Annotated in this window: 12 protein-coding genes; 8 read left to right on the plus strand and 4 right to left on the minus strand. The window is 72.0% G+C overall.

All coding sequences use genetic code 11. The annotated features are described in order from the left end of the window. The first annotated feature begins 260 nt into the window (after positions 1–260). The 4 genes from WMF31_RS27145 to WMF31_RS27160 all read left to right on the plus strand — a co-directional run bounded on the left by WMF31_RS27145 (position 261) and on the right by WMF31_RS27160 (position 3,609). Positions 261–1,358 (plus strand): type III polyketide synthase, encoded by a 1,098-nt coding sequence (locus tag WMF31_RS27145; RefSeq protein ID WP_436604728.1) that lies wholly within the window; start codon positions 261–263, stop codon positions 1,356–1,358. Beyond that, positions 1,352–1,951 carry an isoprenylcysteine carboxyl methyltransferase family protein gene (locus WMF31_RS27150; protein ID WP_436604729.1) on the plus strand — a complete coding sequence of 200 codons (600 nt, stop codon included), beginning with the start codon at positions 1,352–1,354 and terminating at the stop codon, positions 1,949–1,951. Before WMF31_RS27145 ends, WMF31_RS27150 begins: the two co-directional genes overlap by 7 nt. Further along, complete coding sequence (locus tag WMF31_RS27155; RefSeq protein WP_436604730.1) at positions 1,948–3,069, plus strand: NAD(P)/FAD-dependent oxidoreductase; 1,122 nt, start codon at positions 1,948–1,950, stop codon at positions 3,067–3,069. The genes WMF31_RS27150 and WMF31_RS27155 overlap by 4 nt, the downstream gene beginning before the upstream one ends. 129 nt (positions 3,070–3,198) lie before the next feature. After that, entirely contained in the window at positions 3,199–3,609 is a 411-nt protein-coding gene (locus WMF31_RS27160) for a VOC family protein (RefSeq protein WP_436604731.1), read from the plus strand. A 218-nt stretch (positions 3,610–3,827) separates the two neighbouring features. Here WMF31_RS27160 and WMF31_RS27165 read toward each other — a convergent pair whose 3' ends face one another. After that, on the minus strand, positions 3,828–4,814 hold the full coding sequence (locus WMF31_RS27165; protein ID WP_436604732.1) for a LysR family transcriptional regulator: 987 nt from the start codon (positions 4,812–4,814) through the stop codon (positions 3,828–3,830). A 77-nt stretch (positions 4,815–4,891) separates the two neighbouring features. Here WMF31_RS27165 and WMF31_RS27170 point away from each other — a divergent pair, with 77 nt between their 5' ends. Together WMF31_RS27170 and WMF31_RS27175 are read left to right on the plus strand one after the other, a co-directional pair. Then, the gene (locus WMF31_RS27170) at positions 4,892–5,320 is read left to right on the plus strand and encodes a DoxX family protein (RefSeq protein WP_436604733.1); all 429 of its coding nucleotides are present in this window, start codon (positions 4,892–4,894) and stop codon (positions 5,318–5,320) included. A gap of 58 nt (positions 5,321–5,378) precedes the next feature. After that, complete coding sequence (locus tag WMF31_RS27175; RefSeq protein WP_436604734.1) at positions 5,379–5,963, plus strand: malonic semialdehyde reductase; 585 nt, start codon at positions 5,379–5,381, stop codon at positions 5,961–5,963. A gap of 172 nt (positions 5,964–6,135) precedes the next feature. Here the strand turns inward: WMF31_RS27175 and WMF31_RS27180 are convergent, their stop codons facing one another. After that, complete coding sequence (locus tag WMF31_RS27180; RefSeq protein ID WP_436604735.1) at positions 6,136–7,950, minus strand: nitrilase-related carbon-nitrogen hydrolase; 1,815 nt, start codon at positions 7,948–7,950, stop codon at positions 6,136–6,138. A 147-nt stretch (positions 7,951–8,097) separates the two neighbouring features. On the opposite strand from WMF31_RS27180, the gene WMF31_RS27185 reads away from it, so the two are divergent. Together WMF31_RS27185 and WMF31_RS27190 are read left to right on the plus strand one after the other, a co-directional pair. Beyond that, on the plus strand, positions 8,098–8,286 hold the full coding sequence (locus tag WMF31_RS27185; protein WP_436604736.1) for a hypothetical protein: 189 nt from the start codon (positions 8,098–8,100) through the stop codon (positions 8,284–8,286). After that, the gene (locus WMF31_RS27190) at positions 8,277–10,280 is read left to right on the plus strand and encodes a TonB-dependent receptor (RefSeq protein WP_436604737.1); all 2,004 of its coding nucleotides are present in this window, start codon (positions 8,277–8,279) and stop codon (positions 10,278–10,280) included. Before WMF31_RS27185 ends, WMF31_RS27190 begins: the two co-directional genes overlap by 10 nt. 35 nt (positions 10,281–10,315) lie before the next feature. Here WMF31_RS27190 and WMF31_RS27195 read toward each other — a convergent pair whose 3' ends face one another. Together WMF31_RS27195 and WMF31_RS27200 are read right to left on the minus strand one after the other, a co-directional pair. Further along, positions 10,316–11,263 carry an aldo/keto reductase gene (locus WMF31_RS27195; RefSeq protein ID WP_436604738.1) on the minus strand — a complete coding sequence of 316 codons (948 nt, stop codon included), beginning with the start codon at positions 11,261–11,263 and terminating at the stop codon, positions 10,316–10,318. Between the two features lie 2 nt (positions 11,264–11,265). Next, positions 11,266–11,979 carry a phytanoyl-CoA dioxygenase family protein gene (locus WMF31_RS27200; RefSeq protein WP_436604739.1) on the minus strand — a complete coding sequence of 238 codons (714 nt, stop codon included), beginning with the start codon at positions 11,977–11,979 and terminating at the stop codon, positions 11,266–11,268. Positions 11,980–11,981: the final 2 nt, after the last annotated feature.

Below are 11,981 nucleotides of genomic sequence, written 5' to 3' on the forward strand. Positions count from 1 at the left end.
CGCCCCGCCGCGCTCGCGCCCCGCCGCGCTCGCGCCCCGTCGCGCTCGCGCCGTCTGGGCGGGCGGGCTGCGCGCGACGCTCGAGTCGCCTCGACGCGCCGTGTCCGCGCGCGCGACCAGGCTCCGGAAAACCCCACATCTCGCGCTCGGGAGAACCCTGACTCTCCTGTCATCCTTGGTGCCGACAGGCGCTCTGGCGACGCGACGAGATGGAATCGTCATGGCCCGCTGCATGACATGATGAGAGACTGCCGCCTGCCATGAGCACCGGACGCCACGAGATGCCGTTCGCTCCGATGATCGCCGCCGTGGGCACCGCGTTGCCGCCGCACTACGCAACGCAGGAAGAGACGTGCGCCGGGCTGCGCCGGCTCTGGGCCGGAAAGGGGGACGCGCTCGCGCTCGTGGAGCGGGTCCAGCGGTCGATCGAGGTCCGGGGGCGGCACCTCGCCATGCCGGTCGAGGCCTACCACGCCGCCTCGACGTTCGCCGAGCAGAACCGCCGCTGGAACGCGTGCGCGATCGAGCTCGGCGAGCGCGCCTGTCGCGCCGCGCTCGAGCGCGCGGGGCTCCTGCCCGAGGACATCGACCAGATCGTCTTCGTCTCGGTCACGGGCATCTCGGCGCCCAGCCTGGACGCCCGGCTCGTCAACCGCCTCGGCTTCCGGCGCGACGTCAAGCGCACCCCCATCTTCGGCCTCGGGTGCGTCGCCGGCGTGGCCGGCGTCGCGCGCGTCACCGACACGCTGCGCGCCTTCCCCGCCCACACGTCGCTCCTGCTGTCGGTCGAGCTCTGCTCGCTCACCCTGCAGCGCGACGACACCTCCGCCGCGAACGTCATCGCCGCCCAGCTCTTCGCCGACGGCGCCGCGGCCGTCGTGGCGCGCGGCGCGCAGGCCGCCCGCAAGAGCGGCCGCGCGGGCGGGGCCGCGGTGCTCGCGACCCACGCCGTCTTCTACCCCGACACCGAGCACGTCATGGGGTGGGACGTCGTGGACTCCGGCTTCCGCGTCGTCCTCTCCGCCGGCGTCCCCGCGCTCGTGCGCGAGCACGTGCGGCGCGACGTCGACACGTTCCTCGCGCGGCACGGCCTGTCGCGGCGCGACGTGCGCCACTGGATCGTCCACACCGGCGGGCCCAAGGTGCTCGAGGCCGTCGCCGAGACGCTGGAGCTGCCCGGCGACGCGCTCGACCGCTCGTGGCGGTCGCTGCGCGAGATCGGCAACGTGTCCTCGGCGTCGGTGCTGTTCGTGCTGCGCGACTTCCTGGACGAGCCGTGCGCCCGGCCCGGCGACCACGGCGTGATGATGGCGTTCGGCCCGGGCTTCTGCTCGGAGATGGCGCTCCTCCGATGGTGACCTCGGAGCGGCTGTACCTCGCCTTCCTGGGCGCGGTGGCGGTCGAGCGGCTGGCCGAGCTCGCGCTCTCGCGCCGCAACGCGCGGCGCGCCTTCGCGCGGGGCGGCGTCGAGGTCGGGCGGGCGCACTTCCGGGTGATGGCGGGGATGCACGGCGCCTTCCTCGCCGCCTGCGCGCTCGAGGTCCTCTGGCTCGGCCGGCCGTTCCCCGGGCCCGTCGGCCTCGCGGCGCTGGCGCTCGCGCTGCTGGCGCAGGCGCTGCGGTACTGGGTCATCGACACCCTGGGGGACCGGTGGAACGTGCGGATCATCGTCGTGCCCGGGGCGCCGCCGGTCGTGGGCGGGCCTTACCGGTACCTGCGCCACCCGAACTACGCGGCCGTGATCGTCGAGATGATCGCCATCCCCATGATCCACGGCGCGTGGCTGACCGCGCTCGTGTGGAGCGCCCTCAACGCGCTCGTGCTCGCGGTGCGCATCCGCGCCGAGGAGGAGGCGCTCGGGCCCGCCTACGCGGCGCGGATGCGCGGCCTGCCGCGGCTCGTGCCGGGCCGCCGCCCGCCCGGGGCCGGGGAGCTCTCGGGCGGGCCGTGAGCGCCGGGCGGGCCGTGAGCGCGCGGTGCGACGTCGCCGTGGTCGGCGGGGGGCCTGCGGGCCTCGCGGTCGCGATCGGCTGCGCGGCGCGGGGGCACGCGGTGATCGTCCTGGATCAGGCCGCGTGGCCGATCGACAAGGCGTGCGGCGAGGGGGTGATGCCCGAGGGGTGTCGCGCGCTCGCGGACCTCGGCGTGCTGTCCGGGATCGATCCGGCCGAGCGGGCGCCCATCGAGGGGATCCGGTACCTCCGGGCCGACGGGCTCCGCGTCGAGGCGCCGCTGCCGCCGCCCGGGGGGCTCGGCGTGCGCCGCACGGCGCTCTCCGCGGCGCTCGCGGCGCGGGCGCGCGGCGCCGGCGCGGAGCTCTGCGCGGAGGAGCCCGCGCTCGGCGTCGAGCGGACCGAGGGCGGCGCGCGCCTCGTGACGCGGCGACGCGTGGTGGAGGCGCGGTACGTGGTCGGCGCGGACGGCCTCGGCTCCCGCGTCCGGCGCGCCCTCGGCTGGGACGCGCCGCCCTCGGGCGCGCGCCGGCTCGGCCTGCGCCAGCACTTCCGGTGCGCGCCGTGGACCTCCTTCGTCGAGGTGCACCTCGGCGACGGCGTGGAGGCGTACGTGACGCCCGCGGGGCCGCGGCGCGTGGGGGTGGCGTTCCTGTGGGACCGCGACCGGCTCGGGGGCGGCGCGTCGGCCGGGCGCCTCGTGCGCTGCTTCCCGGCGCTGGCCGAGCAAGTCGCCGGGGCACAGGCCGACTCGACGCCGCGGGGCAGCGGCCCGCTCGAGCGGGCGTCGGCCCGGCTCCACGACGACCGCTTCGCGCTGGTCGGCGACGCCGCCGGCTACATCGACGCCATCACGGGCGAGGGGCTCTCGCTCTCGCTCGTGGGCGCGGCGGCGCTGTCGACCGCGCTCGACGCGGCCCTGCGCGGCGGCGGCGCCGCCCCGCTCGCGGCGTACGAGCGCGTGTTCCGGCGGGCCTACCGGCGCTACGCGGTGGCGACGCGCGCGGTGCTCTTCGTGGCGCGGCGCCCGCGCCTCCGGGACGGCGTCCTGTCCGCGCTCGCCCTCGCGCCCGGGCTGTTTCGCTGCGCGGTCGGCGCGGTCCTCGGCCCGCGATGATGGCCGCGGGGTGAGGCATTCTCATCTCCCTCTTCCGTCTTCCGTCTGCCGCCCCCGTCTCTCGTGCGCGTGCGCGACTGTGCCGCCATACGCTAAGCTCGCGGCGCCGCCCAGCAGGAGGGAGATCGCATGCACCGGAGTCGCCTTTGTGCTCTCGTGATTGACTGCAAGGTGGAGGACATCGACGCCGCGGCGGACTTCTGGGGCCGCGCCCTCGGCAAACCCGTCAAGAAGAACGCGCCGATCGCCGGCGGCTACCGCGAGCTCGAGACCCGGGCCGATGAGCCTATCGTCCTCGTGCAGAAGGTCGATCACCCGAGCCGGACGCACCTCGACATCGAGACGGACGACCTCGACGCCGAGGTGCGCCGGCTCGAGGCGCTCGGGGCGCGGCGCGTGGAGTTCATCCAGCGCTGGTGGGTGATGGAGGCGCCGACAGGCCAGCGCTTCTGCGTCGTCCGCCCGCAGCGAGGCCCGCTCGAGGCGCACGGCAACGCCAATGTCTGGAGCGACGATCCCGGCAAGCCGGGCGCGCAGTGAGCCGGGGCGCCCGGCGAGCACGGCGCGCAGATCGAGACCCCGGCGGCGTCCGCCGGTGATCGGGACTTCAGGGCGGCGTGGCGAAGGATCGCTCCGCCTCGGGACGCATGGCGAGCGGACCGGGCAGCTCGGGGATGAGGGGCAGCTCGTGACGCTGTATCAAGAGCTTATCCACGCATCGCGCGGGCCGCGCTCACTCGACCGCTTGCGGGGGGAGGCTATCCGGAGCCGCGCCGGGTGTCGCCGGGCGATCTCGATCGCGGCAGCAGGTCGCTCTTCGCCGCCCGCTTCGGCTTCGGCGCGTCCGCCCGTGGGAGGAGATCCCCCCCTCCCCACGCCATCACCGCGTCGATGAAGGCGCGGAGCTGCGGCGGCATGAACTCCCGCTCCGCGTAGATCACCGCGAGGTGCGAGTCCGCCTGGATCGCGCCTGCCAGCACGTGCACGAGCGCGCCGCTCTCGAGGTGCGGGCGCGCAACCTGTTGCGGTAAGAGCGCGATGCCGAGGCCCTGGAGCGCGGCGTCGCAGAGCAGATACATGTCGTTCGTGAAGAGCGCGCCCTCGACCTGGAACTTACCGCCGACGGACGGCCAGTGCGTCTGCGGCAGCTCCCCCCGGGCGAAGCCCATCATGCAGCGGTGGCTCCGCAGATCGCGGCGTGTGCGCGGCGTGCCGCGGGCTTCGAGGTAGGCGGGCGAGGCGACCGCGAGGAGCGGTATGCGCGCCAGCTTCCGGGCGACGAGGCCGGGCTCGAGCGCGGAGCTCGCGCGGAGCGCGAGGTCGTAGCCGCCGCGCTGGAGGTCGACGTACTGGGTCGTGCTGTGGACGTGGAGGCGGACCTCGGGGTACCGCCGCGCAAAATCGCAGAGCATCGCGCTGAAGCTCGCGCCCAGCCCCGGCGGCACCGAGACGCGCAGCTCGCCGCGCACGACGTCGTTGGCCTCGCGCACGCTCGCCTCGGCGTGGTGGACGGCGTCGAGCACGACGCGGGCGTGGCGGTAGAGCGCCTCGCCCGCGTCGGTGAGGGCGAGGTTGCGCGTCGTCCGGCGGAGCAAGCGCACCCCGAGCCGCTCCTCCAGCCGCACGAGGCGGCGGCTGATGGTGGCGCGAGGGACGCCGAGCTCGGCGGCGGCGCGGGACAGGGATCGGGCCTCCACGGTCTTCGAGAAGGCGAGGAGCTCGGAGGTCTCGAGGGGCTCGTCCATTTGGATCAAATCCTGGCAGGTTCTTCCAACTGTTGATGCATTGATACAGGCGCGTCCAGGCCTCAGGATGCTCGCTCATGAACGACAAGGCACGCACCATCGGTTACTGGATCGCGACGGGTCTCCTCGGCTCCGCCTTCGCCGCAGGCGGGCTCGGCGATCTCGCAGGCTCCCCCGAGGTCCTCGAGGGTATGGCGCACCTCGGCTACCCGGCCTACTTCGCCACCATCCTCGGCGTATGGAAGGTGCTCGGCGCCATCGCCCTTTTCGCCCCGCGCTTCCCGCGCCTGAAGGAGTGGGCGTACGCCGGCATCTTCTTCGATCTCACGGGCGCCGCCGCCTCCCACGCCGCCGTGGGCGACGCCGCCGGCAAGGTGATGACGCCCCTCGTCCTCGTCGCCATCGCCGCCGCCTCCTGGGCGCTGCGCCCCGAGAGCCGCAGGCTCGCGAGCGCCCCGAAGCCCGAGGCCGAGGCCCGCGTCGGCAAGCCCGCGCTCGCGACCTGACGCCGGATCTCACGGGGCGACTCGCCCCACCTCGCCCACGTACCACGGAGCAAGCCTCATGAACGACCGACTCCTCCAGCAGATCCTCCTCGAAGCCCGCACCCACAACGGCTGGCTCGCCGAGCCCATCGACGACGCGGCCCTGCACCGCCTCTACGAGGCCTTGCGCCTCGGGCCGACCGCGGCCAACAGCGTGCCGGCGCGGATCGTCTTCGTGAAGAGCCCGGAGGCCAAGGAGCGCCTGCGCCCCTGCCTCGCGCCGGGCAACGTCGAGAAGACGATGAGCGCGCCCGTCACCGCGATCATCGCCTACGACACGCGCTTTCACGAGAAGATGCCGAAGCTCTTCCCGGCGCGCCCGACGATGGGCGAGGCCCTCGCCGGGATGCCGCCGGAGCAGCGCGACTTCTTCCTCCTGCAGAACGCCTCGCTCCAGGCCGGCTACCTCATCCTCGCGGCCCGCGCGCTCGGGCTCGACTGCGGGCCGATGGCCGGCTTCGACCGGGAGCAGGTCGACGCCGCCTTCTTGGCCGACGTGCCGTGGAAATCGATCCTCCTCATCAACCTGGGCCACGGCGATCCGGCGAAGCTCTACCCGCGCAACCCCCGCCTCGATTTCGAAGAGGCCTGCCGTATCGCGTAGCCAGGGATATCCATGCATCCAAGGGGCCGCGCTCACGCCACAGCCTGCGGGACACCCAATGGCCGATCGCGGGCGAGGAGGAAGGAGGCAATCCAACCCGAGCGCGGCCGGCTGCGGCGCGCGCCGCGCTCCCGGCGCGCGCGTCTTGTCGGCCCAGGGCGGCTCGGAGCGCTCACGGCCCCTGCCCTCGTCCTGGAGGAGCGCGCTGCCCGAGGAGCACGCCCAGATCGAACGGGTAATACACGTTGAGCTTCCGGCCGCGCACCGGGGGGGTGTCGAGCGCGAGGACCTTCACCGGATCCCTGGCCGAGAGCTCCGTCGTCGAGATCCTGTACGTCCCGCCGCTCTCGACGAGAAGCCCGAAGCCCGCGGCATCCGACGCCGCCAGGTGGAAGCCGGCGTTCGTCTCGGTCTTCCAGGCGGACAGGAGTGCCTCCTTGTCCCAGACGCCACCAGCCGACGCGAGGCTCGAGGAGATCGCCACGATGTCCGCACCGGCCTTGGCCAGCGCGACGCCGATCTCGGGGAACACCGCGTCGTGCCCCGTCAAGAGCCCCACGCGCGCACCGGGCAGGTCGACGAGCTCGGGCCTCCTGCCGCTCCCCGGGTCCGCTGCGGCGGCGTGGATCGCGGGGATCGTCCGCGGCGGCCTCCCCTTCTCCAGCACGAGCAAGGACTCACGCGCGCCGGTGCCAGATGGCCTCTCGAGGATCGTGGTGACGAGCAGCTGGACGCCCTTCCGTTCGACGAACTCCCGCCATGACGACCACGGGGGATGGCTCCAGTCCGGGAGCGGCGTCTGCGCGGCCCCTCCGGAGATCCCCAGCGCCGGCAGCACGACCAGCTCGGCTGGAGCGTCGCCCCACCTCGCGGCGACGACGTCGAGGTTCGCAGCCGGATCGGCCCGAGGTACGTAGGAGAGGACGCGGACCCCGACCTTCCCGGCAGGAGGCAGGCCGGTCTCGCAGGACGCGGGGGCCGATGGCGCGAAGCAGGGGCCCGCGAGATCCGGGTAAGCCTGCGGGCGCCGGTTCGCGACGGTGTCGGTCGGGTTGCTCTTGGTTCCGATCCGCGCCCGCGGGATCGACAGCGTGGCATAGAGGATCTCGTCGGCCGGGGCCGGCATGTCCATCGCCCGGTGACGCAGCCGGATCCTCCCCTGGGGGTCGATCACCACCGACGGCGCGTCGTTCATGTCATAGACGTACGGCTCCGGCCCGCGGCGATCGATCTCCTTGCCCCAGCGGTTCGCCACGGCCATCCAGACGCCGTTTTCCCGTGCCCGCGTCGCCCAGATCGCCTCCTGCTCGTAGGCCCCCCACCAGTTGGCCGGCGCGACGACCACGTCGGCGCCTTGCAAGGTCGCGATCCGAACCCAGTCCGGCAGGTAGGTGTCGGAGCAGATCACGGCGGCGAGCTCGCCGTACGGCGTCGGGACGACCTTGAACGGAAGGTCTCCACGGGCATGCCACGGCGCCGTCCCGCGCTTGCGCTCCACGCCCAGGAGACCGCCTGGACCGAAGATGACCACCGAGTTGAACGCCGGCGTCGATGGCGTCCGCTCGGCGACGCCGACATACACGTACGCGGCGTAGCTCGCGGCGAGATCTCGGATCCGATCGAGCTCCGGAAAGGGCGAGACCGAGCCCAGGCTCCCGCTCACCTCCTGCGCCGTGATCGAGTATCCCGTGGTGGCGAGCTCTGGCGCGACGACGATCTTCGCGCCTTTGCTCAGCGACTCCTCGACGAGCTGCTCAATCTTCGCGACGTTGTGGTCTCGTCGGCCGAGCTCCGGGGCCATGTGGAGGAGGGCGATCGTCACCGTCACGTCCGCCTCGGGTGTCGGCAGCGGCGATCGCGTGTTGCCCGAGGCGCCGCCCGAGCAGCCGACGGCCAGCACGAGGGTGGCTGGCCAGGCCACGGAGTGATTCGCGTAGCTGGCGCGCACAAGGCTCCCGATCCTGTCGACGAAACCTCGGAGGTCCATGCGTCATCCTCCCAGAGAACACCGGGATCCGTAATTTTTGATGAAGAGACGTAGGGCCGCAGCGCCTACCTCGGTCGCTGCCCGCCGCGCATCCGCCTCGGAAGGGCCATACCAGAACGTCCCATTTTATGTCAACATCGCACCGCCATGGTCTTCCGGCTGCGACGCATTGACTTTTCCTCCGATGCCCGGGCTTCCATTTTGACGATCGTGGCCGTGGACCACCTCGGCGGCGACGTCGCCCGGGCGCGCTCCGTTCGTATCACCGACTGCTGGGACCCCCCTCGGGTCGTTGATCTGGCCGTGACGTGGAGCGTCGGCGCTCAATGGGCCTGAGGCCGCCGATCGCGCTGCGCCGCGCGCTCGCGGCGGCGTCGTTCGCCAGCGTGGTCACGCTGGCGGCGGGCGCGGCGGCCCAGCAGGAGCCCGTCCTTGAGGTGACCGTTCATTCCGACAAGCGCGCCCCGGGCCCGGGCTCGCGCGATCCGAGCGCTGCATCGAGCAAAGTTTCGAGGGAGCGGTTACGCCAGCCCGGCGAGAGCGCCGCCCACGTCCTCGAGCGGGTCCCAGGTGTGCAGCTCTCGAAGGGCGGCGGAAGCTCCGATCTCTCGACGGCGTCGATTCGCGGCGCGACCAGCGCCCAGACGCCCATCTACCTGGCCGGCATCCGGCTGAACGATGACGTCACCGGCACTGCCGATCTCTCCGCCGTTCCGCTATGGATGATTGACCGCGTGGAAATTTACCGCGGCAACGCCCCCATCGAGGCCGACCGGCTGGGGATCGGAGGCGCCATCTTCTTCGACCCCGTGCTGCCTCGGGGATCGAGGGTTGGCGCTGGGGGCAGCGTGGGCAGCTTCGGAGAGCTCGCGACGTGGGCGGCTGCGTCCACGGGTGACGCGCGAGGGGGCGCGATGATCGCGGCCCGGCGCGAGAGCGCGAGGAACGACTATCCCTACGTCGACGATCGGGGCACGACGTTTGACCGGACCGACGATCGGATGCGCGACCGGTTCAACGCCGATCACACCGCCTACGACCTCTGGAGCATCGGCCGCCTTCGGCTCGGACGCAGCGCGATCACCCTGCTCGCGAACGCCTTTGTCCGTGATCGAGGCGTCACCGGCCTCTCGGTGATCCCGGCGCACGCCGCGCGCTCGCACGTCCAGCGGTGGCTCGGCGCGGCCTCGGCGAAGCTGCCGTGCGCGGCGCCGCGCCCGGGCGAGCCCGACGATCGCTGCTGGCTCGAGCTCACCACCTCGGCGATCCTGGCGAGCACCCGGATCGCCGATCCGCAGATGGAGCTCGGGCTGCTGTTCCCGTGGACCGCGAGCGCCGGCGCCCGCCTCTCGCAGCAAGCGCGGCTCCGTTACCGCCTGCAGGGATTCGATCTCGGCGCTTCGCTGGTGCAGGAGTTCGAGCATCTGGGGCTCGACCATCCGGAGGGCGAGCCCCTCCGCGCGAGCCGGTCGTTCACGCGCGCGGGCGCCTCCATCGCGGCCTCCCCGACCCCGACGCTCCAGATCCATGGCCTCGCGGCGATCGAGTGCCACACCACGGCCGGCCCGGAGGGCGATCGAGCCTGCGAGCCCTTCCAGCCTGTCGCGCGCCTCGGGGCGCGCCTGGAGCTCCCCTGGAACATGACGCTCCTCGCGAACGTCGGCCGGTACGTGCGCGTCCCCTCCCTCGGTGAGCTCTATGGCACATCGCCGATCGTGCGAGGCAACTCCGACCTCCGCGTCGAGCAGGGGTACACCGCCGACGTCGGCGCCCGGCTCACGGGTCATCGATCGCGCATCGAAGTGTTCGGCTTCACCCGGCTGGCGACCGACCTGATCGGCTTCCGGCGCTCCTCGCTCGGCGTCGTTCGGCCGTTCAACATCGGGAGCGCCCGGCTGCTCGGCGTCGAGCTCACCGCGTCGACCTCCTTCCTGGACGCGGTCCATGCCGAGGTGTCGCTCACCGCGCTCGATCCGCGGGACACGTCGCGGGGTCGCCAGCTCAAGAACGATGTCCTCCCCTTCCAGGCGAGGCTCGTCGCGGCGCCGTACCTGGAGGTCTATCAGGAGCCCTTCCGGTGGTTGCCCATCGACAGGATCGCGCTGGGCACACGCCTGTTCTACCGGTCCTCCAGGGTCGCCGACCCGGCAGGGCTCATCGTGATGGCCGAGCAGGTCAGCGTCGACGTGGAGCTGTCCGCGCTCTTCTGGCAGAAGCGAATCTCGGCCCGCGCCAGGCTCAGCAACGCACTGGACGCGCAGAACTACGACGTGGTCGGGCTCCCGCTGCCAGGGCGCAGCGTGCATGGCGGCCTGGAGGTATGGTGGTGATGGTGAGGTCGGCCCTCCCGATGAGTCCCCAGGGTTCACCAGGCGTACGCCTGCGGGGCCTCGCCGCCGGGGCCGGGCCAGATCTGCTCTAGCCTCGCCACGATCTCCTCACGGAGCGCCACATCCATGGCGCCCACGTTCTGCGCCAGTTGCTCGACGGTTCGGGGCCCGATGATCGCCGCCGTGACGGCCGTGTTGCGCAGAACCCAGGCGAGCGCGACGTCGGCGGTGCGATGCCCAGCCTGCCGACACAGGCCCTCGAACGCGCTGAGCTGCTCTCGATGCTGCTCCGCGATGCGCCGGACCCAGCCATCCGCGCGGCGCCCCGGCGCTGGGCTCGTCAGGCCCCCGCAGAGCAGCCCGCCGCCCAGCGGACTGTACGCCAGCAGCCCCATGCCGAGGGCCCGACAGCAGGGGATGACCTCGAGCTCGATCAACCGCCTGCGGAGGTTGTAGACGCTCTGCTCCGAGGCGAATCCAGGCCACTGGTGCTGTCGGCTGACGCTGTTGCCCAATGCTATGTCCCATGCCGCGAAGTTGCTGCTCCCGACGCTCGAGACCTTCCCTTCCCTCACGAGCTGATCCATGGCCTGCCATAGCTCTTCCCACGGGCAGGCCCGGTCGACGTGGTGCACCTGGTAGAGGTCGATACAGTCTGTCCTCAGCCGCCGGAGGCTCTGCTCGCACGCCTCCACGATGTGACGCGCCGAGAGGCGCCGCTCGTCCGCCCCTCGGAAGACCTTCGTCGCCAGCACGATCCTGCTTCGTCGGCCCTGCCCGAGCGCCAGCCAGCTCCCGATGAAGCCCTCCGCTCGCCCCTCACTGTAGACTTCGGCCGTGTCGACGAGGTTGATCCCGCAGTCGGTCGCCCTGTCCAGCAGCAGATGCGCGTCCCTCTCGGAGGTGTGCAGCCCGAAGTTCACTGTCCCCAGACCGAGGCGGCTGACGCTGATGGCGGTCGGGCCGAGAGGGCGATATTCCATGGCTAGAAAGGGGGCGGCGTCTTCATGAAGTCATTGTGGTGGTAGCGATCGACCCCTCGGACGACGATGGTCCTCAGATAGCCGAAGCTCGACTCCACCGCAGCGCGCTCGAACCGAACCTCCGGCCTCGTAAACCGCAGCGCGTAGGCGATACGCGGACTGGAGCTCCCATTTCTCTCCGAGCCGTGGTAGAGGTATCCGGAGAAGAACGTCGCCTGGCCGGGGGTCATCTCCAGCTCGACGATCGGGACGTTTGAGTCGTCGATGTCCGGTATATGGGAGTCGTGGGGCATCGTCCGATGCGAGCCGGGAATCACCCGCAGGCCGCCGTTGCCGCGATGACAGGGGCTCAACGCGATCCAGGCCGTCAAGTTGATGTCGCGGTTCAAGACGGGCCAGTAAACGGCGTCGCAGTGCCAGGGGACGATGTCCTCCGATCGCGGCGGTTTGTACCAGACGTGGCTCGCCCACAGCACCAGATCCGGTCCCAGCACGGCCTCCACACAGTCGAGGAGCGCCGGTGTCGTGGCGAGCTCGTACGCCCATCGATGCCTGAGGTGGTACCCCGACAGCGTGTGTGGATCGGGGCGACCTCCGCTCTCGCCCAGCGAGTCGAGGAAGCTGCGTCGATAGTGGTCGGCCTCGGCCCGGTCGAAGACCGGGACGGGGTCGACATACCCGTTGCGCGAGAGCTGCTCGGTCAGGGTGCACTTCATCG

The organism is Sorangium sp. So ce1036 (assembly GCF_051369805.1).
GTDB lineage: Bacteria > Myxococcota_A > Polyangia > Polyangiales > Polyangiaceae > Sorangium > Sorangium cellulosum_F.

What these genes read in the sequence shown, in the direction of transcription:
- WMF31_RS27145 (WP_436604728.1), top strand. Translation starts at nt 261, where the DNA reads ATGAGCACCGGACGCCACGAGATGCCGTTCGCTCCGATGATCGCCGCC.
- WMF31_RS27150 (WP_436604729.1), top strand. Translation starts at nt 1,352, where the DNA reads ATGGTGACCTCGGAGCGGCTGTACCTCGCCTTCCTGGGCGCGGTGGCG.
- WMF31_RS27160 (WP_436604731.1), top strand. Translation starts at nt 3,199, where the DNA reads ATGCACCGGAGTCGCCTTTGTGCTCTCGTGATTGACTGCAAGGTGGAG.
- WMF31_RS27165 (WP_436604732.1), bottom strand. Translation starts at nt 4,814, where the DNA reads ATGGACGAGCCCCTCGAGACCTCCGAGCTCCTCGCCTTCTCGAAGACC.
- WMF31_RS27170 (WP_436604733.1), top strand. Translation starts at nt 4,892, where the DNA reads ATGAACGACAAGGCACGCACCATCGGTTACTGGATCGCGACGGGTCTC.
- WMF31_RS27175 (WP_436604734.1), top strand. Translation starts at nt 5,379, where the DNA reads ATGAACGACCGACTCCTCCAGCAGATCCTCCTCGAAGCCCGCACCCAC.
- WMF31_RS27180 (WP_436604735.1), bottom strand. Translation starts at nt 7,950, where the DNA reads ATGGACCTCCGAGGTTTCGTCGACAGGATCGGGAGCCTTGTGCGCGCC.
- WMF31_RS27185 (WP_436604736.1), top strand. Translation starts at nt 8,098, where the DNA reads ATGGTCTTCCGGCTGCGACGCATTGACTTTTCCTCCGATGCCCGGGCT.
- WMF31_RS27190 (WP_436604737.1), top strand. Translation starts at nt 8,277, where the DNA reads ATGGGCCTGAGGCCGCCGATCGCGCTGCGCCGCGCGCTCGCGGCGGCG.
- WMF31_RS27195 (WP_436604738.1), bottom strand. Translation starts at nt 11,263, where the DNA reads ATGGAATATCGCCCTCTCGGCCCGACCGCCATCAGCGTCAGCCGCCTC.
- WMF31_RS27200 (WP_436604739.1), bottom strand. Translation starts at nt 11,979, where the DNA reads ATGAAGTGCACCCTGACCGAGCAGCTCTCGCGCAACGGGTATGTCGAC.